The sequence below is a fragment of the Streptomyces sp. NPDC021212 genome (assembly GCF_044332925.1).
In the GTDB taxonomy this organism is placed as follows: domain Bacteria; phylum Actinomycetota; class Actinomycetes; order Streptomycetales; family Streptomycetaceae; genus Streptomyces.
The window spans coordinates 23,611-46,294 of the sequence record NZ_JBIRPZ010000022.1 but is presented as its reverse complement, the minus strand read 5'-3'; the positions used below and the strand labels follow the sequence as shown (position 1 = coordinate 46,294).

23 protein-coding genes are annotated in these 22,684 nt (G+C 71.5%); 8 read left to right on the top strand and 15 right to left on the bottom strand.

The features are described 5' to 3' along the window. Positions 1-50 precede the first annotated feature (50 nt). Positions 51-635, top strand: a complete 585-nt coding sequence (locus ACH4SI_RS38890) for a nicotinamidase (protein WP_398304616.1) — start codon at positions 51-53, stop codon at positions 633-635. A gap of 78 nt (positions 636-713) precedes the next feature. On the opposite strand, the gene ACH4SI_RS38885 is transcribed toward ACH4SI_RS38890, so the two are convergent. Together ACH4SI_RS38885 and ACH4SI_RS38880 are read right to left on the bottom strand one after the other, a co-directional pair. After that, a complete protein-coding gene (locus ACH4SI_RS38885) occupies positions 714-1,025 on the bottom strand; it encodes a hypothetical protein (protein WP_398304613.1) in 312 nt (103 codons plus the stop codon). A gap of 112 nt (positions 1,026-1,137) precedes the next feature. Beyond that, complete coding sequence (locus tag ACH4SI_RS38880; RefSeq protein ID WP_398304610.1) at positions 1,138-3,525, bottom strand: immune inhibitor A domain-containing protein; 2,388 nt, start codon at positions 3,523-3,525, stop codon at positions 1,138-1,140. Between the two features lie 331 nt (positions 3,526-3,856). Here ACH4SI_RS38880 and ACH4SI_RS38875 point away from each other — a divergent pair, with 331 nt between their 5' ends. Next, entirely contained in the window at positions 3,857-4,120 is a 264-nt protein-coding gene (locus ACH4SI_RS38875) for a hypothetical protein (protein ID WP_398304607.1), read from the top strand. On the opposite strand, the gene ACH4SI_RS38870 is transcribed toward ACH4SI_RS38875, so the two are convergent. From ACH4SI_RS38870 to ACH4SI_RS38850, 5 genes are all read right to left on the bottom strand, one after another. Beyond that, the gene (locus tag ACH4SI_RS38870) at positions 4,106-4,612 is read right to left on the bottom strand and encodes an RDD family protein (RefSeq protein ID WP_398304603.1); all 507 of its coding nucleotides are present in this window, start codon (positions 4,610-4,612) and stop codon (positions 4,106-4,108) included. The genes ACH4SI_RS38875 and ACH4SI_RS38870 overlap by 15 nt on opposite strands. 61 nt (positions 4,613-4,673) lie before the next feature. Next, complete coding sequence (locus ACH4SI_RS38865; protein ID WP_398304600.1) at positions 4,674-5,201, bottom strand: RDD family protein; 528 nt, start codon at positions 5,199-5,201, stop codon at positions 4,674-4,676. 130 nt (positions 5,202-5,331) lie between these two features. Then, a complete protein-coding gene (locus ACH4SI_RS38860; protein ID WP_398304597.1) occupies positions 5,332-6,930 on the bottom strand; it encodes an RDD family protein in 1,599 nt (532 codons plus the stop codon). A 167-nt stretch (positions 6,931-7,097) separates the two neighbouring features. Further along, positions 7,098-8,465, bottom strand: coding sequence for an FAD-binding oxidoreductase (locus tag ACH4SI_RS38855; RefSeq protein WP_398304594.1), 1,368 nt, complete (start codon positions 8,463-8,465; stop codon positions 7,098-7,100). A 65-nt stretch (positions 8,466-8,530) separates the two neighbouring features. Next, positions 8,531-9,583, bottom strand: coding sequence for a teichoic acid biosynthesis protein C (locus ACH4SI_RS38850; RefSeq protein ID WP_398304591.1), 1,053 nt, complete (start codon positions 9,581-9,583; stop codon positions 8,531-8,533). Between the two features lie 218 nt (positions 9,584-9,801). On the opposite strand from ACH4SI_RS38850, the gene ACH4SI_RS38845 reads away from it, so the two are divergent. The 3 genes from ACH4SI_RS38845 (at position 9,802) to ACH4SI_RS38835 (ending at position 12,011) form a co-directional block, all read left to right on the top strand. After that, the gene (locus ACH4SI_RS38845) at positions 9,802-10,302 is read left to right on the top strand and encodes a SigE family RNA polymerase sigma factor (RefSeq protein WP_398304588.1); all 501 of its coding nucleotides are present in this window, start codon (positions 9,802-9,804) and stop codon (positions 10,300-10,302) included. Then, positions 10,295-10,687: a hypothetical protein gene (locus ACH4SI_RS38840; protein ID WP_398304585.1), complete on the top strand. Its 393-nt coding sequence runs from the start codon at positions 10,295-10,297 to the stop codon at positions 10,685-10,687. The genes ACH4SI_RS38845 and ACH4SI_RS38840 overlap by 8 nt, the downstream gene beginning before the upstream one ends. 73 nt (positions 10,688-10,760) lie before the next feature. Further along, positions 10,761-12,011, top strand: a complete 1,251-nt coding sequence (locus ACH4SI_RS38835; protein WP_398304582.1) for a mannosyltransferase family protein — start codon at positions 10,761-10,763, stop codon at positions 12,009-12,011. A 42-nt stretch (positions 12,012-12,053) separates the two neighbouring features. Here the strand turns inward: ACH4SI_RS38835 and hppD are convergent, their stop codons facing one another. Further along, a complete protein-coding gene (gene hppD, locus ACH4SI_RS38830) occupies positions 12,054-13,199 on the bottom strand; it encodes a 4-hydroxyphenylpyruvate dioxygenase (RefSeq protein WP_398304579.1) in 1,146 nt (381 codons plus the stop codon). 134 nt (positions 13,200-13,333) lie between these two features. Here hppD and ACH4SI_RS38825 point away from each other — a divergent pair, with 134 nt between their 5' ends. The 3 genes from ACH4SI_RS38825 (at position 13,334) to ACH4SI_RS38815 (ending at position 14,662) form a co-directional block, all read left to right on the top strand. Beyond that, complete coding sequence (locus ACH4SI_RS38825; RefSeq protein WP_398304576.1) at positions 13,334-13,801, top strand: Lrp/AsnC family transcriptional regulator; 468 nt, start codon at positions 13,334-13,336, stop codon at positions 13,799-13,801. Between the two features lie 61 nt (positions 13,802-13,862). Further along, positions 13,863-14,459 (top strand): helix-turn-helix domain-containing protein, encoded by a 597-nt coding sequence (locus ACH4SI_RS38820; protein ID WP_398304572.1) that lies wholly within the window; start codon positions 13,863-13,865, stop codon positions 14,457-14,459. 23 nt (positions 14,460-14,482) lie between these two features. Next, positions 14,483-14,662, top strand: a complete 180-nt coding sequence (locus ACH4SI_RS38815) for a hypothetical protein (protein WP_398304569.1) — start codon at positions 14,483-14,485, stop codon at positions 14,660-14,662. On the opposite strand, the gene ACH4SI_RS38810 is transcribed toward ACH4SI_RS38815, so the two are convergent. From ACH4SI_RS38810 to ACH4SI_RS38780, 7 genes are all read right to left on the bottom strand, one after another. Further along, a complete protein-coding gene (locus tag ACH4SI_RS38810) occupies positions 14,659-15,459 on the bottom strand; it encodes a S16 family serine protease (RefSeq protein WP_398304566.1) in 801 nt (266 codons plus the stop codon). The genes ACH4SI_RS38815 and ACH4SI_RS38810 overlap by 4 nt on opposite strands. Positions 15,460-15,539: 80 nt before the next feature. Then, positions 15,540-16,181 (bottom strand): IclR family transcriptional regulator, encoded by a 642-nt coding sequence (locus ACH4SI_RS38805; protein WP_123107668.1) that lies wholly within the window; start codon positions 16,179-16,181, stop codon positions 15,540-15,542. A 265-nt stretch (positions 16,182-16,446) separates the two neighbouring features. Beyond that, positions 16,447-18,243: a DEAD/DEAH box helicase gene (locus ACH4SI_RS38800; RefSeq protein ID WP_398304562.1), complete on the bottom strand. Its 1,797-nt coding sequence runs from the start codon at positions 18,241-18,243 to the stop codon at positions 16,447-16,449. Positions 18,244-18,375: 132 nt separating this feature from the next. Beyond that, complete coding sequence (locus ACH4SI_RS38795) at positions 18,376-19,848, bottom strand: MFS transporter (RefSeq protein WP_398304559.1); 1,473 nt, start codon at positions 19,846-19,848, stop codon at positions 18,376-18,378. A gap of 84 nt (positions 19,849-19,932) precedes the next feature. Continuing rightward, positions 19,933-20,994 carry a YeiH family protein gene (locus tag ACH4SI_RS38790; protein ID WP_398304556.1) on the bottom strand — a complete coding sequence of 354 codons (1,062 nt, stop codon included), beginning with the start codon at positions 20,992-20,994 and terminating at the stop codon, positions 19,933-19,935. Between the two features lie 37 nt (positions 20,995-21,031). After that, positions 21,032-21,592, bottom strand: a complete 561-nt coding sequence (locus ACH4SI_RS38785) for a cysteine dioxygenase (RefSeq protein WP_398304553.1) — start codon at positions 21,590-21,592, stop codon at positions 21,032-21,034. A gap of 107 nt (positions 21,593-21,699) precedes the next feature. Further along, entirely contained in the window at positions 21,700-22,605 is a 906-nt protein-coding gene (locus ACH4SI_RS38780; RefSeq protein WP_398304550.1) for a LysR family transcriptional regulator, read from the bottom strand. Positions 22,606-22,684: the final 79 nt, after the last annotated feature.

The window sequence follows — 22,684 nt, the reverse complement described above, 5'->3', positions numbered from 1 at the left end:
AGCGCTACCGCTGTTGTGACCACCACGGGCCGAGCCGGAAGGCAAGCGTGATGCACCGGGCACTGATCGTCGTCGACATCCAGAACGACTTCTGTGAAGGCGGAAGCCTCGCGGTGACGGGCGGCGCGGATGTCGCCGCCGCGATCACCGACTACATCGGGGAGGCGACGCCCGGGTACCGCCACATCGTCGCCAGCCGCGATCGCCACATCGACCCGGGTGATCACTTCTCCGAGCACCCGGACTACGGGAGCAGCTGGCCGCCGCACTGCGTCGCGGGCACCGAGGGGGTGGGCTTCCACCCCAATTTCGCGCCCGCGGTGGCCTCGGGCGCGATCGACGCGGTCTTCGACAAGGGCGCGTACGCCGCGGCGTACAGCGGCTTCGAGGGCGTCGACGAGCACGGCACGCCGCTGGCGGCGTGGCTGCGGGAGCGGGGCGTGACGGAGGTGGACGTGGTGGGGATCGCCACGGACCACTGCGTGCGGGCCACGGCGCTGGACGCGCGGCGTGAGGGGTTCGTGACCCACGTGCTGCTGGGGCTGACGGTGGGGGTGGCCCCGGCCACCACCGAGCGCGCCCTGGAGGAGCTGCGGGACGCGGGGGTCCATCTGAGCGGGCAGCCGGTGGCCTGAGGGGGCGCTCAGGGCCCCGTCAGGCGCGCCTGACGGGGCCGGGTGCGTCCCGGCCGCCCCCGGGTGCGTCCGGGTGCGTCAGGCCGTCGCCGCGGGGCGCAGGAGGGCGGCGATGCCGTGCCACAGCTCGCCGCCGATGTCCGGGGACGTACGCCAGACGAGGCCGTCGGGGTGGTGGAGCACCGCCGTCACCTCGTCGGGTGTCGGTGGCGCGCTGTTGCCGCGCAGATACACGGCGCGAAGCCCCAGGTTGCGCAGCCTGGTCAGGGCGCGCGCCCGGTTCGCGGCGTGCACGAGGACGCGGACGCCGCCGTCGCCCAGTGGGCGGGGCAGGGTCAGTGCCACCACCACACTGCCGCCCGGCAGCTTGGTGAATCCTCCATCGGCCATACGGTTCATGTCCCCCGTGAGACGTGGTGTCAATAAGAAGGTCTGGGTGCATCTAAACGCGAACGGCCGTCGCCCGCTAGTGGGTGACGGCCGTCACGGCGTTGACCTGCGGTTATGACGAGGGGTCGACCTGGACGGTCATCGACTGGCCGTCCGGGCGCTCCCAGAGGATCCCGATCCGGGTGTTGGTGTCAGCAACCCGCACCCCGGCGGTGGGATTGGTTTTGTCCCAGTACGTACCCTTGTGGTCGTCGAAGACCGGGGTACCCCACTTGCCCTTGATCTTCGCGGCCTTCCCGTCCTTGTGGAGGGTGAAGCCGTCGGTCCGGTACCAGCTGAAGGTCGAGTCGTACGCCTGGATCCGGTTGCGCATCAGCGTGCCGTCCGCCCACTTCTCCGGGGTGGCGTGCGCGTCGACCGGGAGGATCAGGCCGGAGCCGGGGTGGACGCCGGTGTTGTTGTCCGGCTGCGAGGTGTCCCACCGCCAGATCAGCAGACCGTTCTGGTACGGGAAGTGCTCGACCCAGGAGGGGCGGGTGGAGGCCCAGCCGAAGTTGTACGGGCCGACCTCGAGGGTCTTGTCGTAGCTGACGTACTGGCGGTTCTCGGCGAGGTAGTACTGCGGGTAGTCCTTGGTGAAGGACGCACCGACGCGCGAGAAGCCGTCCGCCGTCCAGCCGTTGTCGTCGCCCTCGGCGCCGTCGGTGACGACGGGCTTGCCGTCCGCGGTCAGGGTGAGGGCGTCGGCGGTGAAGCCCTTCTGGGCGACCCCGCCGTCCGTCTGGTAGCGGAAGCGGAGGTCGATCTTCTTGCCGGCGTAGGCGTCCAGCGGGAAGGAGAGCTTCCGGTACGCCCCGGAGGTGCCGGTCAGCGCGGGCTTGTCGCTCGCGTCGCGCGTGATGGCCTTGCCGTCCGCGGTGCCGTCGACCGGCGTCCAGTTGGCGCCGCCGTCCGTGGAGACCTCGGTGTAGAGGTAGTCGAAGTTCTCCTCGATGTCCCACCAGCCCTGGAGGTCCAGGCTCGCCTTGGACGCGCCGGTGAGGTCGACGGACCGGGTGAGGGTGTTCTTCAGATCGTCACCCATTCCGCTCCACCACTGCTTGGCGCCCTCGGCGGGTGCGGTGATCTCGGTGGTGACGGCCTTGTCGGGGAGGTTGACGACCAGCGCCTGCTTGTTCTTGGTGTTGTACTCGGCGACCCCGAGGGTGTGCCGGGACTTCGTACCGGCCTTCGCGGTGCCGTAGTTGAGCCAGCCGAGCTGGAGCTTGTCCCAGGCGGACATGTCGCCCGGGAGGTCGCCGATGGAGTCCTCGCCAGTGCCCAGCCAGGAGCCCGCGGACATCAACGACCAGTAGGCGACGGAGGATTCGCCCTTGCCCGTGGTGTCGTACTCGTCGGGCAGGCCGAGGTCGTGGCCGTACTCATGGGCGTAGACGCCGAGGCCGCCGTTCTCCGGCTGCATGGTGTAGTCGCCGACCCAGATGCCGGTGTCGCCGATCTGGGTGCCGCCCGCCTTGTTGGCGCCGGGGCCGGTTGCCCCGGCGTCGGAGCCGTACGCGTACCAGCGGTGCGCCCAGATCGCGTTCTCGCCCTGGGCGCCGCCGCCCGCGGACTCGTCCTCACCGGCGTGCACGATCTGGAAGTGGTCGATGTAGCCGTCGGGCTCGTTGAAGTTGCCGTCGCCGTCGAAGTCGTAGCGGTCCCACTGGTCGTACTGGGCCAGGTCCGCCTTGATCTGCGCGTCGGTGCGGCCGGCCGCCTTCTGGTCCTTCGCCCACTGGTTGACGCCGTCGCGTATCAGGTCCCAGGCGTTGGCGCAGTTGGTGTCGCCGCAGTAGTTGGAGCCGTAGCGGGCCTCGTTCCAGCCGACCTTGACCCAGTCGGAGACCTCGCCGTCGACCGAGTAGCGGCCCGAGGACTGCTTCTCGTAGTACTTCTTCAGGGACTCCTTGCCCTTGGCGTCCGAGAAGTAGAGGTCCTGGAAGTGCTTCCGGTCGTAGTCCTTCTGCCAGGCGGTGCTGTTGTCGACCTTGCGGTCCGGCTCGGCGATCGTGTTGTGCGCCGGGCCCGGGTCGCCGCCGTACTTCTTCACCGGCGGCTTGGGGCCGTCGGCGCCGTCCGGGTCGTACATCGTGGTGTCGTCGACCTTGTCGCCGAACTCCACGAGCACGGTGAAGATCTTGTCGGTCTTCTCCCGGGCCAGCTCGACGTACTTGCCCTTGCCGAGCTTCACCACCTGCGACGCGCCGCGCCGCGTGGTCTCCTTGTCCCCGGATATGACCTGGCGCAGCGCGTCCTGGCGCTGCGCCTCCTGCTGCTTGCTGAACGGACCCGCCAGATCGTGCTCGACATCCGTCTTCGCGGGCGCCGGGTCATGGCGTTCGACACGCGTAGACGGCGCATCCGCCTGGGCGATGCCCGTTGACAGCGCGGCCGCGCCGAGCGCGACCACCACCGTTGCCACAGCGGCCGATCTGACCGGCCTCCGTTGACTGTTCACTTGTTCCTCCCCTTCCACACACCGGTGCCGCACATTTGACCGGAGAGGCAAGGGAAAAGACAGTCCTTGACTTGGACTTGAGGGGTCGTTACGTTTCCCGGTTCGTCGTGTACCGGTTACCGGACGCCCCGGGCCGTGCCGTTCGGGCAGGGCGGAAACACGGTTGCACGCGCGGGTGATTCCGTGCGCCCCCCGTGCACCGCCCCCGTGGGTGAGGTCACGCTTAGTCCCGCTCCCCATGGGGCATCCAGCACCGTAGAGTCATTTTGACGGTGCACTCTGCCCGACTCATGCCCCCGCATATCGATGCCCCCTGAGGACGGATCCCGCCATGCCGCGTCCGACTTCTGCCCAGCTCGCCTATGGTTCGGCCACCGTCGTCCTGTCGACACTGGCCATGCTGCTGCTGTCCGAGACCCGCTCGGGCCTCGGGGTCGGCATGGTGACCGTGGCCGGCCTCGCGCTCGGGCTGCTCGTAGCCCTCACCGTGCCCGTGTCCCGTCCGGCCCGCGCCGGGCGTACGGTGCGCAGCCACCGCCCGCTGGCCGGGTCCGCGGTGGCCGAGGCCCCTCGGGAGCACTCACTGCACGGCTGACACCACGACCGTCCGCGCCGCCTTGTCGTGCAGGCAGCGCTGGAACGGCTTGTCCCACAGCAGCCACACCGCGTTCAGCACCCAGAACAGGGTGCCGACGAGCACCGGGATCAGCAGGCCCGGCAGTGTGTAGACCGCTGCGCGCACCCAGCCCTGGCCGCCCGGAATGTTCCCGTCCGAGAGCATCGCCACACGGATGCGCATCGCCTTCTTGCCGAGGGTCTGACCACTGCGGGCCAGCATCGTGCCCTCGTAGCCGAAATAGACCGCCATCGTGATGATCAACGCGGCCATCACCTTGCCGAGATCCTGCTGCCCCGGGTGCTCCATGCCGTACTGGAGCGCACCCGTCATCCCGAGGGCCACCGTCCAGATCACGCCGAGCACGAGGCCGTCGATCAGCCGGGCCACGAAGCGCTGACCGGGCGTGGCCAGCGGGGGCATCCCGGCGAGGTCGGGGGACGGGGGCGACGACAGCGGGTCGGGGCTCATGCCCCCGATTACATCAGCAGCCCTCCGGGCCCCCCTCGGCGGGCCGACGGCTGCCGACGGCTCAGGGCTCGGTCGAGACGACGACGGTCCTGGCCACCTTGTCGTGCAGACACTGCCTGTACGGCCGGTCCCAGGTGCACCACAAGACGTTGACCAGCCAGAAGATGAAGCCGCAGCAGGGCACGATCTCGGGAAGCGCGTAGGTCGCGGCCCGCGCCCAGCCGGGTCTGCCGACCGGGGGCTCGCCGGTCTCCAGCATGGCCACCCGGATCTTCATCGCCTTCTTGCCGAGGGTCTGGCCGTAGTGGGTGAGCATCAGCCCCTCGTAGAGGAAGTACGCCAGCACGGAGACGAGCGTGAACACGGACGAGCGGGCGTCGCTGCCGTCGCCCATCGGGTAGTAGGTGCCCCAGATCAGGGCCATGATCAGGCCGATGGGGATCCCGATGATCAGCCCGTCGATGATCCGGGCGACCAGGCGGCGGCCGAGGTGGGCGAGCGGGGGCATGCCCGCGAGCGGATCGGCCCCGCCGTCGTGTTCGCCGTAGGGGGAGCCGTTCGCGCGCTGCGGCGGCTGGTCGGTGCTCATGGCCCGAGTCGACCGCCGATCGAGGGCGATCGCATCCGGCGCGCCCCGTTCGGGCGATCCGAATGGTCCAAACGCGCCTTTGGGGCTCGGTTCGCCTCAGCTCAGCGGCGCCGCCGCGCCGCTCCCGGGATCAATCCGCCGTGGCGACGAAGGTGCGGGCGGCCTTGTCGTGCCAGCACTGCCGCCAGGGGCGGTCGACCAGGCACCACAGCACGTTCACCACGCCGACCAGCAGGACCCCGAGCACCCCGTACACCAGCCAGCGGCGCAGGGCGGCGCCGAACGACGGCTTGTCGTGCTCCTCGATGTCCAGGACCCGTACCCCGCACAGCTTCTTGCCGAGGGTACGGCCCCACAGCGCCGTCGGCAGTGCCTCCAGGAGGACCCCGGCGAGCAGCAGCACGCCCAGCACGATGGCGAGGTATACGCCGGTGGTGCCGTCGATGAAGTAGACGGTGACGGTCTCGCCGGACTGCTTGGCCGTCTCCACCTTCTCGTCGATGTGGTCCACGGCCTTCCCCCACAGGGGGAACCCGGCCGCGCCGGCGATGGCGAGCAGCACGATCATGTCGATCAGCCGGGCGGAGAAGCGGCGGCCGAGCCCGGCGGGCCGCCCCTGGGCCTGGGCGGCCTGGAGGAACGGGTTGTCGACCGGCGGCTTCCAGGGGATGACGCTCTCGGGCGGGCCCTGTTGCGGCTGTTGCGGCTGCGGTGGCTGCTGGGGCTGTTGCTGGGCGAGGTGGTGGACCTGCTGCTGCCAGCCGGGGTTGCCGTGGGACGGCTGGGCCGGGATGCCGCCGAAGGGCTGCTGCTGGGGCGGCTGCTGCGGCTGTGGTTGCTGGTGCGGCTGTCGGGACTGCTGAGGCTGCTGGGGCTGGGGCGACTGCTGGGGGCCCTGCGGGGCGTCGCGGTCGAGCGTACGGAACGTCATCGTGCCCTCGTCGCGGCCGGTCGGCCGCAGCGCGCGGATCGCCATCGTGCCGTCCGGCACACCGGACTCGGCCGAGGGCGAGGGTGAGGGCAGCTCCGGGGTGCCGCTCACGGCGGGGAGGGCGTGGGTGGCGCGATCCTTGCGGTCACCCGAACCGCCCGTAGCACCCGCACCGCCCGTACCGCCGCCGCGCATCGTCAGCGTTCCCGGGTCGTGACCGCCTTCACCACGGCCGCTCCCGTCGCTGTCCGACGCGGCGCGCGGGTCGGGGACCCCCGCTCGCGGGGCCTCCGGCTCCGAGCCCCAGGAGATCCGGCGGTCCTGCTCGCCGCCGAATCCGGACTGCCGGGACGCGTCGGCCTGCCAGGCGGCCCCGGCCCCGGGGCGGGTGCCGTGCAGCCGCTGCGGATCGTCCCAGTCCACCGGGGCGGCCGTGCCGCCGGGCGGCACCGGCTCGGTGCCCATGACGCTGCCCGTACCGGCGTCCCGTATGTCCATCTCGGCGCGCCGCCGCACCTCGGGCAGGGCGGCGCCCCCGGTCTCCTCCCCGGGCAGCGGCTGCGGGTCCTCGTCGAGGAACATCGGGCCGGTCTCGTCCGGTACCGGGCTGGTGACCTGGGTGTGGGTGACTCCGGGCGGCGCTGCGGGCATGGCCTCGCCCTCGGCCGGGGCGGGCCGGCTGGTGCCGGGCACCCATGCCGCGCCGTTCCAGTACCGGATGTAGTTGGGGATGGACGGATCCGGATAAAAACCAGGAATGGAGCTGCCGTCAGCGGATCCTGAGGAAGGGGCGCTCATGATCTCCGATGTCCCGTATCTGTGCTCGCCGTGCTGCTGTACTGCGCTGCCGCAGTGCAACCCGGAGCGCGCTGTCAAGGTCTATCAGACGGGCACGTGGCCCGTACCCACTGTGGCACCGCCTCGCAACATTTTGGCGGTCAATACGGGAAGCCGGTGACGGAGCGCTAGAACAGTTTGCCCGGGTTGAGCAGACCCAGCGGGTCGAAGACCTGCTTGATCCCCTGCTGCAGTTCCACTCCCACCGGCCCCAGCTCGCGCGCCAGCCACTCCCGCTTCAGCACGCCCACCCCGTGCTCGCCCGTGATCGTGCCGCCCAGCTCCAGGCCCAGCGCCATGATCTCGTCGAACGATTCACGCGCCCGCCGTGACTCGTCCGGGTCCGCGGGGTCGAAGCAGACCGTCGGATGGGTGTTGCCGTCGCCGGCGTGGGCCACGACGCCGATCGTGAGGTCGTACTTCTCGGCGATGGCCGCCGTACCGTCGATCATCTCGGCGAGGCGGGAGCGCGGCACGCAGACGTCGTCGATCATCGTGACGCCCTTGACCGCCTCCAGCGCGGTCAGCGTCATGCGGCGGGCCTGGAGCAGCAGGTCGGACTCGGCCGCGTCGTCCGCCGGGACCACCTCGGTCGCCCCGGCGGCCGTGCACAGCTCGCCCACGGCGGCCAGGTCGGCCGCGGGGTCCGGGGTGTCGAACGCGGCCATCAGCAGGGCCTCGGTGGTCTCGGGGAGCCCCATGTCGCCCAGCGCGTTGACGGCGCGCACGCTCGTACGGTCCATCAGCTCCAGCAGCGAGGGCACATGGCCGCGCTCCATGATGCGGCAGATCGCGTCGCAGGCGGCCGCGGTGGAGGGGAACTCGGCGGCCAGGACGAGCTGTTCGGGCGGGGCGGGCTTGAGCGCCAGGACGGCCCGTACGACGATGCCGAGGCTCCCCTCGGAGCCGACGAAGAGGCGGGTCAGGTCGTAGCCCGCGACGCCCTTGGCGGTGCGGCGGCCGGTGGACAGCAGGCGGCCGTCGGCGAGGACGATGTCCAGGCCGAGGACGTACTCGGCGGTCACGCCGTACTTCACACAGCACAGCCCGCCCGACGCCGTGCCGATGTTGCCGCCGATGGTGCACTGCTCCCAGCTGCTGGGGTCCGGCGGGTAGTAGAGGCCCTTCTCCAGCACCGCGCGCGACAGCGCCGCGTTCACCACGCCCGGTTCGACGACCGCGATCCGGTCGACCGGGTTGATCTCCAGGATGCGGTCCATCTTGATCAGGGACAGCACGATGCAGCCGTCGGACGCGTTGGCCGCGCCCGACAGGCCGGTGCGCGCGCCCTGCGGGACGATGGGCACGCCCAGCGCCGTCGCCGTACGGCACACGTGCTGCACCTGTTCGACGGTGCGGGGGAGGACGACCGCGGCGGGCGCGCCCGCGTCGCAGAAGCTCGCCATGTCGTTGGCGTACGCCGCCGTGACATCGGGGTCGGTGAGCACTGCCTCCTCGGGGAGGCCCTCCCGCAGCGACTCGATGAGGTCGGTCATGCCTCCAGGCTCGCACCCGGCCGGGCGCCAGGGAAGATCAGTGCGGCGAGTGGGTCAGTGCGCGTTCACTGTGGCTTGTAGTAGACGCTCACCTTGCGGGGGCCGGTCAGGGCGGAGGCGAAGCCCATGCACAGCCTGCGCGGGCTGGTGAGCTGGACGGCCATGCCCTCGGGCTCGCGGTAGTCGAGCGAGTACCCGGCCTCGGTGCGGGCCCGCTGGACCAGCTCGCCGGTGCGCAGATCGACGCAGGAGACCTGGGCGTTGCCGTGGCCGGAGGGCGGGTTGGGGCCGTTCTCGTCGGAGTACGCGGTCCCGGTGAGCTGGTAGACGTAGTCGCCGAGCACCGTGAAGCCCTGGAAGACCTCGCCGTCCTCGACGCCCGTCTGGGGTATGTCGTACACCGCGGAGTAGTCGCCCGCCGTGACCCCGGCCAGGCTCATCAGCCGGTAGCGGGCCTCGCCGCCCTGGCGGTAGCGCAGCAGCAGCCGCTTGTTGAGCATGTCGACGGCGGGCTGGTTGCTGGTCGAACCGGCCACCGGGCGGTGGGTGGCCAGGCCGGAGGCGCCGCTGTCGAGGACGGTGCCGTCCTTGAACGGGAACCGGCTGATGGCGCGCCCGTAGCCGGACTCGGGGTTGGCGTCCGACTCGGTCCACAGGTAGGCGGTGGCGCCGACCGGCTCGCAGCCGATGGAGACGCCGTGGCCGAAGCCCCTGACGTACATGTGGCCCAGCTCGCTGCCGGTGAGGGACATCCGGGTGATACACATGTCGCCGCGCGCGGCCCGGTCGGCGCCGGAGACGGGGGCGGATTCGCCGCTGAGCCGGATGCCGCCCTGCATCAGCTGGATCGTGTAGAGGTGGCCGCCTGCGTCGTCGAACGCGAAGGACTGCATGACGGTGTCGTTGTGCGCCGCCTTCTCGCGGATCAGCTGCGTGGAGGGCACCGAGAGGTCGAACCGGCCGCCGACGGCGGCCTCGGCGGCGCCCCCGGCCTCGGCGGCGTGGGCCTCGGTGGGACGTACCGCGAACGCCCCGAGCGCGCCCGCGGCGGCGGCGCCACCGGCCAGGGCGAATCTACGCCTTGTCAACCGACCCGCGGCGTACTTGTCCGTCTGCATGTGACCTCAACAACTCCCAAGGGAACACACCGTGTTGGTGTGGACATAGGAACGCCGTGAGTGTAGACGGTGCGATTCTCCGGCCGAGCTGGTGTTCCCTTTTTCTGGCATCAGCGGCGCATTGTGTGCTGTATCACTCTCTTTCCTCCCGGTTGAGGTAGACCGAATGCCGGACGGCGGGCGTATACCCGGCGAAGGCAGAGACCCGGGAGTGACAGGTGACCGTCGAGGAGTTCGAAGAGTTCTACGCCCAGGCGGTCACACGTCTCACGGGGCAGCTGTACGTGATGCTCGGCGACCTGCACGAGGCGCAGGACGTCGTGCAGGAGGCGTTCGTCAGGGGGTGGAGCCGGCGACGGCAGCTGGACCGCGACGGCCGGCCCGAGGCATGGATCCGTACGGTCGCCTGGCGGCTGGCGGTGAGCCGGTGGCGCTTCCGGCGGCGCACGGCGGACGCCTGGCATCGCGGCGGCGTCTCACCACCGCATGTCGAGGGTCCCGGACCGGACCAGGTGGTGCTGGTCGACGCGCTGCGCGAACTCCCGCCCCAGCAGCGGCGCTCGCTCACCCTGCACTACCTGTGCGATCTCACCGTCGAGCAGATCGCCGGTGAGACCGGCCTGTCCACCAGCACCGTCAAGACGCACCTGGTCCGCGGACGCACCGCGCTCGCCCAGCGCCTCCAGGACCCGCGCATCGAGGAGGTCTCCGATGTCTGAGATCCAGGATCCGCTGCGGACGATGTTCCGGCAGGCTGCCGACGTCGGGCAGGTCCGGGCCGGTGCGGCGCCCGTGGCGTACATCGCCGAGCGCGGCAGACGGGCGCACCGGCGCCGCCTCGCCGCCCTGGCGGCGGGGGCCTGCCTGGTCCTCGCGGGCGGCGGCGCGGCGGCGGCAACCCTCCTGCCGGGCACGCCGCCGCCCACCGCCCCTGCCACCAGCCCCTCGTCCGGGCATCCACGCTCCGGCCCTCCGTCGACGGGCCTTCCGTCGTCCGGGGCGCCCACCCCGCCCCCGTCGAGGGGTCGCCCCACAACGGAGGGGACCGGCGGCGTGACGTACCCGCCCAGGACGACGTCTCCCCCAGGGGCGAACGCTCCCTGATCCGCACCCACCCGTGGCCCGTCGGCTGTCCCCGGGCGGCTCCGTACCCTCACTTCTACGCGAAAGATCCCGTATGTCAGTCGCCCCGCCCGAACCGCGCCCCGCCACGCCCAGCGCCGCGCCCGGCCGCCCCACGTGGTCCTCCGCACCGCGCGAGCGGCCCTCGCCCCGTCGGCGGCTCATACGCCGCGCCCGGTTGGCCCCGGGCGACCGCGAGGTGCTGTGGCTGTATCTGCTGACCCGAATATCCCTCTGGATCAGCGCCTACTGCGTGCGGTGGCTGTTCCCCGGGAACGGCGGCGCGCACGAGCCCTCCTCCCTCCTCGAACCCTTCGAGCGGTGGGACTGGGGGCACTACCTCCACATCGCGCGCGACGGCTACTTCCCCGGGGAGAGCGGCCCCTGGGACAGGAAATGGGACAGCCGCGAGGCGTTCTTCCCCGGCTTCCCGATGCTGCTGCGCGCCCTGCACACCGTCATCCCGAACTGGTCCGCGGCCGGGCTGCTGATCTCCTTCGCCGCCGGGGCCGTCGGCGTCCTGGCGCTGGCCCGGATCGCCCGGCTGTATCTGCCCGGCCCGGACGGCGACCGGCGCGCCGTGCTGTTCTTCCTGCTGTCACCGTGTGCGGTCTTCCTGGCCGTCGGCTACACCGAGGCGCTGTTCCTCGCGTTCGCCCTGCCCGGCTGGCTCGCCGCCCAGCGGCACCGCTGGGCCGCCGCCGCCCTGCTGACCGCCCTGGCCACCACCGTGCGGGTCAGCGGCCTCTTCGTCGCCGCCGCCATCGCCGTCCACTTCGTCCTGAGCGCCGCCCGGGCCCGCGGTCACTGGCGGTCGCTGCCCTGGCTGGCCCTGCCCGCGCTCCCCGCCGGCTTATACAGCTGGTATCTGCACGCGCACACCGGCGACTGGATGGCCTGGAAGCATGCCCAGGAGCGCGGCTGGTTCCGCACCTTCCACACTCCCTGGGAGGGCTGGTCCCACACCTGGCAGGCGGCCTTCGACCAGACGCAGACCACCGGATACGCCGCCATGTTCCAGGCCGAACTCGTGGCCATGGTCCTCGGACTCGTCGTCCTCGGTGTGCTGCTGTGGCGGCGCCGCTGGGCCGAGGCCGTCTACATCGGCGTCACGCTGTGGGCGCTGGGCACCTCGTACTGGTTCATGTCGATCCCCCGCTCCACCCTGCTGTGGTGGCCCCTGTGGATCGGCCTGGCGGGCTGGAGCCTGCGCACGCCCCGGGTCAGGACCGTCTACTACTGCCTCGTCGCGCCCGTGAGCACGGTCTTCACCCTCGCCTTCCTGTCGGGGCGATGGGCGGGCTGACGTGCCGGAACCCAGAGGGCCCGGCACGGTCAGTAGCGGTGATCAGAGGTTGCCGCGCTTTTCCTGCTCGCGCTCGATCGCCTCGAACAGCGCCTTGAAGTTCCCCTTGCCGAAGCCCATCGACCCGTGCCGCTCGATCATCTCGAAGAAGACCGTCGGCCGGTCCTGGACCGGCTTGGTGAAGATCTGCAACAGGTATCCGTCCTCGTCCCGGTCCGCGAGGATCTTCAGCTCCCGCAGGGTCTCGATCGGCACGCGCGTGTCCCCGACCCACTCCCCCAGCGTCTCGTAGTACGAGTCGGGCGTGTCCAGGAACTGGACGCCCGCCGCGCGCATCGCGCGGACCGTCGCGACGATGTCGTTCGTGGCGAGGGCGATGTGCTGGACGCCGGGGCCGCCGTAGAACTCCAGGTATTCGTCGATCTGCGACTTCTTCTTCCCCACCGCGGGCTCGTTCAGGGGGAACTTGACCTTGCGGGTGCCGTCCGCGACGACCTTCGACATCAGGGCGGAGTACTCGGTGGCGATGTCGTCGCCGACGAACTCCTTCATGTTGGTGAAGCCCATGACCCGGTTGTAGAAGGCCACCCACTCGTCCATGTGGCCCAGCTCGACATTGCCGACGCAGTGGTCGATGGCCTGGAACAACCTCTTCTCGGGCCCCTGGACGATCGGGGCGGCGGCGACGTACCCCGGCAGGTACGGGCCGTCGTAGCCGGAGCGCTCGACGAACGTGTGGCGGGTGTCGCCGTACGTGCGGATCGAGGCGAGCACCACCGTCCCGTGCTCGTCCTTGACGTCGTGCGGCTCCTCGATCCCGGTGGCGCCGTGCTCGACCGCGTACGCGTACGCGGCCCGCGCGTCCGGGACCTCGACGGCGAGGTCGATCACGCCGTCGCCGTGCTCGGCCACGTGCTCGGCGAGGAAGCGCCCCCAGGGGCCGGCCGGCTTGATGACGGAGGTGAACACGAAGCGGGCGCTGCCCGAGACGAGGACGTAACTGGCGGTCTCCCGGCTGCCGTTCTCCGGTCCGGAGTAGGCGACGAGCTTCATGCCGAAGGCGGTGGCGTAGAAGTGGGCGGCCTGCTTGGCGTTGCCGACGGCGAAGACGACCGCATCCATGCCCTTCACCGGGAAGGGGTCTGCCTGCCGCGCGGTGGTCGGGGTGGGGTTCAGGATCTCAGTCATATGGGCAGCGTCTCTCCGCCGCTCAGGGTGCGCAACAGTTCCCGAAATCGCTGGGCATATTGCCTAGCGCAGCGCCGTAACGGGGCGGCATTCTGCGCAGAGTGACTACCATCACAGACGCCCCAGGAGGTCCCATGGGAATCGACGCGCTCGACGCCCGCCTGATCGAACTCCTCGCCCAGGAGCCACGCATCGGCGTCCTGGAAGCCTCCCGCCGCCTCGGCGTCGCCCGCGGCACCGCGCAGGCGCGGCTGGACAGGCTGCGCGCCCAGGGCGTGATCCGCGGCTTCGGCCCGGACGTGGACCCTGCGGCCCTGGGCTATCCGGTCACGGCCTTCGCCACGCTGGAGATCAAGCAGGGTCAGGGCCCGGACGTACGCACCCACCTGGCCGGTGTCCCCGAGGTGCTGGAGTTGCACACCACCACCGGCGAGGGCGACATGCTCTGCCGCCTGGTCGCCCGCTCGAACGCCGACCTCCAGCGAGTGATCGACCGCGTCGTGGGCATCGAGGGCATCGTCCGCGCCTCGACGGCGATCGTGATGGAGAACCCGGTCCCCCTGCGGATCATCCCCCTGGTGCAGCAGGCGGCCGAGGACTGATCTGGAGGGGGGTGCAAAAAACCCGTTGCAAAGGAGTCTTTGCACGCTTACTCTGCTCCACATGGCCGAGAGCGACGACGACGCAGCCGAGGACGTACGGGTACTCGACGCCCGCTCCCTGCGCGGGCTCGCCCATCCCCTGCGCCTGCGGCTGCTCGGCGCGCTGCGCGAGTACGGGCCCGCCACCGCGTCCCAACTGGCCAACCGGCTGGGCGAGTCCAGCGGCGCCACCAGCTACCACCTGCGGCAGCTGGCCGCCCATGGCTTCGTCATGGACGACCCGGAGCGCGGCAAGGGGCGCGAGCGGTGGTGGAAGGCGGCGCACGCCACGACGAAGGCGGGCACCGAGGAGTTGCTGCGCCACCACGACCCGTCCGTGCGCGGCGCCATGAACACCCTGCTGCACGAGTGGGCCACCATTCACGGCCATGAGCTGTCCACCTGGCTCGGCACGATGCATGAATGGCCCTCGGAGTGGCGCGAGAACTCCGACGTCAGCGACTTCACCCTGCGCCTCACGCCCGCACTCGCGCGGGACATGATCGAAAAAGTGCACGAAGTGATCAACAGCTACCGCGAGAAAGAGGTCGACCCGGACGCCGCGCACTCCGCCCGGTACCGCGTCCATCTGCACGGCTTCCCGCGCGAAGAGGACTGACCCGATCCCTGGGGGGAGAGCGAATGTACGACGACTACGTCCACCACTTACTGCACCACCTGCGCGCCCGGCAACTCCGGCGCGAGGCCCCGCGCAGGCCGCAGCACACGCATCTGCTGCGGACCCGGCTCGGCTGGCGGCTCGTGGAGGTCGGGCTGCGGCTGGCGACGCCGCGTATGCCCTCCCTGCCACAGCTCGATTAGCAGTGCGGGACCGCGCCGCCCGACTGGAGGTCGTTCAGGGCCTTTACGGCGCCGTCGAGGGTGGTGACGGGGATCAGCCGCAGGCCCTTGGGCTGCTCGGCCTCGGCGTCCTTGCACTCGGCCTTGGGGACCAGGAAGACCGTCGCGCCGTCCCGCTTGGCGGCCTGGGTCTTGAGCGGGACGCCGCCCACCGCGCCGACCTTGCCGCCCGCGTCGATGGTGCCGGTGCCCGCGATCGTGCGGCCGCCGGTGAGGTCGCCGCCGCGGCCGTTGCCGTCCAGCTTGTCGACGATGCCGAGGGAGAACAGCAGCCCGGCGCTGGGTCCGCCCACGTCCGCGAGGCGCAGCTTCACCTTGACGTCGCCGGGCGACTTGTGGAGGTAGCCGAGGGCGGCGCTGGTGGCCGTGTTCTGCGACTTCCGCATCTCGTCGGCGTTGTGCTGCTCGATCTCCTTGGTCGTGTCGCCCACGTACACCGCCTCGCGCGGCAGCACGGCGCGGTCGGTGCGGAACCAGCCGCTGACCACGTCCCCCAGCCGGACCGTGGCCTCCGGGCCGGTCGCGGCGATCGTCGTCATCCGCAGCTGGCCCTTGGTCTTACGGGTGTCGCTCCCCGAGATGGTGATCACCTGCTTGCCACCGTTCGCACCGAGGACGTTCACGGTGCTGCCCGGCTGGGCGACGGTGAACGGCAGGGGGGCGAGCGCGGCGACCGCGAACAGGGCGATGATCAGCGCGGCGCACACGGCGAGGATCCTGGCGCGGGGAGAGAGGGCGCGGGGGGAGACGGCAGGCATAGGTGTGAATTTAGTTGACCGGCGGGATGGATGACGCGGCGCCCCGGTCAGCGCGGCCGACCGTCACCGCAGGCCGACCGTCACCGCAGGGCGTCCGCGACCTCCCGCGCCGCGTCCACCACCCGGGGGCCGACCCGCTCCGGCACCGCGTCGCACAGCATCACCACGCCCACGCTGCCCTCCAGACCGGTCACCCCGATCAGCGGGGCGGCCGCGCCGCTCGCGCCCGCCTCCAGCTCGCCGTGGGTGAGCGCGTACCCGGGGTCGTCGGGGCGGCCCGCGCGGGCGGCGAGGATCGCCCGCCCGGCGGCGCCCCGGTCCAGCGGGTGCCGGAATCCGGGCCGGTAGGCGACGTGGTAGTCGGTCCAGGTCGGCTCGACGACCGCGACGGCGAGCGCCTCGGTGCCGTCGACCAGGGTGAGGTGGGCGGTGGCGCCGATGTCCTCGGCGAGGGACCTCAGCGCGGGCAGCGCCGCCTCCCGCACCAGCGGATGCACCTGGCGGCCGAGCTGCAGCACCCCGAGCCCGACCCGGGCCCGTCCGCCGATGTCCCGGCGGACCAGGGAGTGCTGTTCGAGGGTGGCCAGCAGCCGGTAGACCACGGTGCGATTGACGCCGAGCTTGGTGGACAGCTCGGTCACGGTCAGCCCGTGGTCGGTGTCGGCGAGCAGTTTCAGGACACGCAGTCCCCGGTCGAGCGTCTGTGAGGTCTCCGCGGTCACGACGCCCCCTCCTCGGTGATGAATGGGCGGCTCCCCGCGAAGGTGCTCCGCCGGTCGCGGTGGTACGCACCGGCTGCACTCCGCGGCGAGGCTGCCACAGGGCGTGTGCGTGCACGAACCGTAGCGAGCGGGTCCGCTCAGCGGAAGTAGTTGTCCAGAATCCGAGCAGATCCCTCGCTCACCGCACACAACACGGCATGCGCTGCCGGGATGTCCCTTGGCCATGGGTCACAGCGCGGTACGTCACCCCGTCGCCGCGTCCGCGTCACCGCATCCGGGTGGCCCACTCCTGCACCTTCTTGATGCGCTCGCGGATCTGCCCCGCCGTCGCCTCCGCGCTCGGCGGCCCGCCGCAGACCCGGCGCAGCTCGGTGTGGATCACGCCGTGCGGTTTGCCGCTCTGGTGGACGTACGCCCCCACCAGCGTGTTGAGCTGCTTCCGCAGCTCCAGCAGCTCCTTGTGGGTGACCACAGGACGCCGCTCGGCCGGCATCTCCAGCAGATCCGCCTCCGCGTCCGGCTTCTTGCGGCTGTGCGCGATCTGCTTGGCCTGCCGCTTCTGGAGCAGCATCTGCACCTGGTCGGGTTCGAGGAGCCCGGGGATGCCGAGGTAGTCCTGCTCCTCGTCGCTGCCCGGGTGCGCCTGCATGCCGAACTCGGCCCCGTCGTACAGCACCCGGTCGAAGACCGCGTCCGACTCCAGCGCCTCGAAAGGCAGCTGGTCCTGGTCTCCGGTGTCCTCGTCCTGCTGCTTCTCGGCCTCTTCGAGGAGCTTCTCCTCCTCCGCGTACGGGTTCTCCTCCTCACCCTCCTTCTTCGGCTTGTCGAGGACGTGGTCGCGCTCGACCTCCATCTCGTTGGCGAAGCCGAGCAGGTTCGGGATGGTGGGCAGGAAGACGGACGCGGTCTCGCCGCGCCGCCGCGACCGTACGAAACGGCCGACGGCCTGGGCGAAGAACAGCGGGGTGGAGATGGTCGTCGCGTACACCCCGACCGCGAGGCGCGGCACGTCCACGCCCTCCGACACCATGCGGACCGCGACCATCCAGCGGTCGTCGGAGTGGGTGAAGTCCTCGATGCGCCGCGAGGCGGCGTCCTCGTCGGACAGCACCAGGGTGGCCTTGGCGCCGGTGATCTCGCGGATCAGCTTGGCGTACGCGCGCGCGGAGTCCTGGTCGGAGGCGATGACGAGGGCGCCCGCGTCCGGGATGGCCTTGCGGACCTCGGTCAGCCGGTGGTCGGCGGCGCGCAGCACGTTCGGCATCCAGTCGCCGCGCGGGTCGAGCGCGGTGCGCCACGCCTGCGAGACCGCGTCCTTGGTCATCGGCTCGCCGAGCCGCGCCTCGATCTCGTCGCCCGCCTTGGTGCGCCAGCGCATGTTGCCGCTGTAGGAGAGGAAGATGACGGGCCGCACGACGCCGTCGTTCAGCGCGTTGCCGTAGCCGTAGGTGTAGTCGGCGGAGGAGCGGCGGATGCCGTCGTCGCCCTCTTCGTAGGTGACGAAGGGGATGGGGTTGGTGTCGGACCGGAAGGGCGTGCCGGTGAGCGCGAGCCGGCGGGTCGCGGGCTCGAACGCCTCCAGGCAGGCCTCGCCCCAGGAGCGGGAGTCACCGGCGTGGTGGATCTCGTCGAGGATGACGAGCGTCTTGCGCTGCTCGATCCGGTTGCGGTGCAGCATGGGCCGGACGCCGACGCCCGCGTAGGTGATGGCGATGCCGTGGTACTCCCGGCTCAGCGGGCCCGCGCTGTACTCCGGGTCCAGCTTGATGCCGATGCGGGCGGCGGCCTCGGCCCACTGCTTCTTCAGATGCTCGGTGGGCGCGACCACGGTGACCTGCTGGACGACGTGGTGGTGCATCAGCCAGGAGGCGAGCGTCAGCGCGAACGTCGTCTTACCGGCCCCGGGGGTCGCGACCGCGAGGAAGTCCCGCGGCTGCTCCTCGATGTACTTGTCCAACGCGCCCTGCTGCCAGGCGCGCAGCTTGCTCGCGGTACCCCAGGGCGCCCGTCCGGGGAAGGCGGGCGAGAGGTGATGGCTGGTGGAGGCGGCAGTAGTACTCACGGTCTCCGTCAGGGCTGGCTCGGCGGGGTCGATCGGGAACCGCGTCAGCCTACCGGTGCCGCCCTTCACGCTTCGGGGGTACGTCCCGATCCCACCCGAGGGTGGGACCAGGCTCACACCTCGCCCCCGGGGTCAGGGCCGTGCCGGACGCGGTCGCAGGCGGGTGGTCACCCAGGCCCCGACCAGGGCCACGGCCGCCATCGCCGCGTACACGGCGGCGAAGGCCGCGGGGTGGGAGGAGGCGGCGGCCGGGGTGGTGTTCGCGTCGTGGGTGGGGGCGATCGCGCCGCCGCCGAAGGCGACGAAGAGGACGCCGCTCACCCCGACGAGGGTGATGTTGCCGAGCGCGTCGGAGACCTGGAGCGAGGAGGAGTTGCTGCCCGCGTCCGCGGGGCCGGACAGCTTCAGCATCAGCACGCTGGCGCTGGAGATGACCATCCCCATCCCGTAGCCGCCGACCACCCACGCGACGGCGACGGACCACACCGGTACGGAGTCGGCGAGCGCGAGCGGCACCAGGGCGATGGCCACGGCGATCAGCAGCATGCCAAGACCCATCAGCCGCTCCCGGTACGGCTCCAGCCGGGCCCGGCTCTGGGTGTACGAGCCGAGCGCCCAGGTCAGCCCGCCGCCCGCGAGGGTGAGCCCGGCGGCGGTCGCGGACAGGCCGCGCTGGGTGACCAGCATCAGCGGGACGAAGCTCTCCGCGCCCAGGAAGGCTCCCGCCGCGACCCCGCGCAGCAGCACCACCGACGGCAGCCCCCGGGCGGCGCGGAAGGTGCCCGCGGGGAGCAGCCGCAGCACGCACGGCACGAGCAGGGCGAGCCCGGCGGCGGCCGGGAGGAGGGAGTACCAGGCCAGGTCCTGGGCCGCGTACTGGAGCAGCCCGGCGCCGCCCGCGACGGCCAGCGCGAGGAGGATCCGGCGGCGGTCCATGCCCGGGGAGCGGCCGCCGGGTGGCAGGGTGCGCAGGGCGGGGAGCATCACCGCGAGCGGCAGCACGATCAGCACCGGGATGGACAGGAACACCCAGCGCCACCCGGCCTGTTCGGTGACGGTCCCGGCGACGACCGGCCCGACGATGACCGGCAGCACCCACGCGGCGGAGAAGGACGCCAGGATGGCGGGCTGGAGCCGCTGCGGATAGGCCCGGCCGACGACGACGTACAGGGCGACGATCACCAGCCCGCCGCCGATGCCCTGGACGGCGCGCCCGCCCACGAACATCCACATCTGCTGCGCCGTCCCCGCGACCACCAGCCCCGCGCCGAACGCCACGATGCCGCCGAACAGCGGCGCGAGCGGACCCTTGCGGTCGCACCACTCCCCCGACAGCGCCATCGTGAAGAGGCTCGCGGTGAAGTAGGCGGAGAAGGCGTACGCGTACAGCTCGACGCCGTCCAGGGCGCGGGCCGCGATCGGCATGGCGGTGTTGACCGCGCTCGCCTCGAAGGCGATGAGGGAGACGACGGTGATGATGCCGAGGGTCAGCGCGCGGTGGCGGCGGCCGAGGATGGTGTCGTCCGCGATGCCTGCGCTGTCCGCTGTATCGGCGACATCGGTGACATCGGCTGTATCGGCGTCGGGCGGGTCGAGAGCGGTCATGGCGGTCAGCGTAAGAGCCGTGGCGCCGTGTGACACCTGTCGGAGGTCGTGATGTGCCTCGGCCATGAGTCCTAGTACGTCACGTCACGTCGTGAGCAGCACACCCGCGTACGAGACGCCCGCGATCACTCCCCAGGCGCACAGGCCCAGCGCCGCGACCCGGGCGCCGGTGCGGGTGAGGGAGGGCAGGTGGACCGCGCTGCCCAGGCCGAAGAGGGCGGCGGCGAGCAGGAGTTCCTGGCCGGTGGCGGCGGCGTCCAGGGCGGCGCCGGGCAGCAGCCCGGTGCTGCGCAGCGCGACCATGACGAGAAACCCGGCCACGAAGAGCGGCACCAGCGGGGGCCGCCGGGCCGCCGCGGTGGCGCGCCGAACTCCGGCCCGCGCCCGTACGGATACGGCGAGCGCGGCGACGAGCGGGGCGAGCAGCGCCACCCGCATCAGCTTGACCAGCACCGCCTCCTTCAGCGCCGCGGGCCCGGCGGTCTGCGCGGCCGCCACGACCTGGCCCACGTCGTGCACGCTCGCGCCCACCCAGCGGCCGAACTGCGCGTCGGCGAGGTCCAGGGGGTGTTGGAGCAGGGGCAGTACGGCGATGGCGAGCGTGCCGCACAGCGTCACGAGCGCGACGGAGGTGGCCACGTCCCGTTCGTCGCTGTCGGACACCTCGGCGACCGCGCCGATCGCGGACGCGCCGCAGATGGAATAGCCGGTGGCGATCAGCAGCGGCTGGTCGCCGCGCAGCCCCATCCGGCGTCCGAGCCACCAGGTGCCGCCGAAGGTGGCGGCGACCACGCAGAACACCATCGCGACGGTGGCCCAGCCGAGGCCGAGGACGTCGTCCAGGCTGAGCTTCAGGCCGAGCAGCACGATGCCGAGCCGCATCAGCCGCTTCCCGGCGAGGGAGAGCCCGGCCCGGCAGCGGCCCCGTACGAGCCCCCGGGTGCCGGGCAGATGCGCGGCGCCGATGCCGAGCACGACGGCGGCGGTGAGCAGGGGTACGGCGGGCAGCGCCCGGTGCACTCCCCACGCGACCGCGACCCCGCAGGCGGCCAGCCCGAGACCGTACGCGGGGACGGGTATCCGGCCCTGGGGGAGCACGGGCGCCCCGGTCGCGGTGTGCGCCGCTCGCGCCCCGGTCACCGCCATGCCGTCACCCCGGTGGCCTCGTACCGCCCGGGCCCGGTCACAGCTCGTCCACCACGGGGGCCTCGTACACCCGGCGAACGCTGCTGCCCAGCCGCACGATGTCCGCGCCGTAGACGTGGATCGAGATCGCCTTGGTGCCGCAGGCGTTCCACACCCTGTGGATATCGCCGGGCGGAGCGAAGCCGCAGACCGCGCCCCGCGGGTTGATCACGTCCTCCACGGCGACCAGCCGGGAGGCCGGGCCGTCGGGCACGAGGCGGTAGCGGCGTTCGTGCTCCTCGCCCTCGTGGACGCCGGTGACGCACCAGGACACATGGTCGTGGACGGCGGTGCGCTGACCGGGCAGCCACACCAGGGCGACGACGGAGAAGCTGCCGTCGGGTTCGGCGTGCAGGACGTGCTGGCGGTAGCGGTCGGGGTCGCCCTCGCGCTGGGCGGGGGTGAGCAGATCGGCCGCGCCGAGGTAGGGGGCGAGGCGTTCGCCCACCAGGTAGGCGGTCACATCGGGCGGCAGGCCGCGTCCGACGGCCTCGCGGACGCCGTCGACGAAGGCGCCGAGGGGGGCCGTGACACGAAAGGACGGATACGCGGTGGTCATATCGGCAGCGTGCGGACGGACCATCCATCACGTCCAACGACAGATTGTTGACCGGGGGCCAACTTCCGCTTATATATGGGCCCTTGTTCGCGGCTCTCGATGGGCCGTCAGCAGCCGACCCGGTTTCCCGCCACCGTCTTCAGTTCCTCCAGCACCCGCGCCGTCGCCGGGATCTCCAGGTGCTCCCGCAGCACGTACGCGGAGACATGGCGCCGCGACGCCGGTTCGAGGGCGCGCCCGGTGACCCTGCTGTGGCACAGGAAGGACAGGACCAGGCCCGGCATCATCGCGACGCCGAGCCCGGCCGCGACCATGCTCTGCACCACCAGGTTGTCGTCGGTGGTGAAGGCGATGTCCGGCGCGAAGCCCTGCTCGGCGCATTCGTGCAGGAAGTTGGCGCGGCAGCGCAGGCACCCGGCGATCCACCGCTCCCCGCTCAGCTCGGCCAGCTTGACGGCGCGCCGCCGGGCCAGCGGATGCCCGGTCGGCAGCAGGACGGTCAGCTGGTCCTCCATCAGCGGGATCTCGACGAGTTCGGGGGGCGTCTCCTCGCGCAGCCCCGGATAGGTGAAGGCGAGGGTGATGTCGCATTCGCCGCGTACGACCCGGTCGAGCGAGTCCGGCGGCTCGCCCTCCAGCAGGTCGACCCGCACCCCGGGGTGGGCGGCGGCGAGGCGGGCCATGGCCTCGGGGATGAGCGTGGCGTTGGCGCTGGGGAAGGCGCACACCCGGACCCGGCCGGCGCGGAGCCTGGTGATGGCGTTCATCTGCGCCTGGGCCGTGGAGATGGAGGAGAGGATGGTGTTGGCGTGCCGGGCGAGCGTCTCGCCCGCCTCGGTGAGCCGCATGCCGCGGCCGACGCGGATGAACAGCGGGCTGCCGACGGTCCGTTCGAGCGCCTTCATCTGCTGCGTGATGGCCGGCTGGGTATAGCCCAGCTCGCGGGCGGCGGCCGAGTAGGAACCGGCGCGGACCACCTCGTGGAACGTCCTGATGTGCCGGGAATCGAACACACGGACATCATAGGGGGAAAACATAAGCGCGTTTTGGGGGAACGGAACATCGACCCTCCCGGCGCTTTTGCGTCATCCC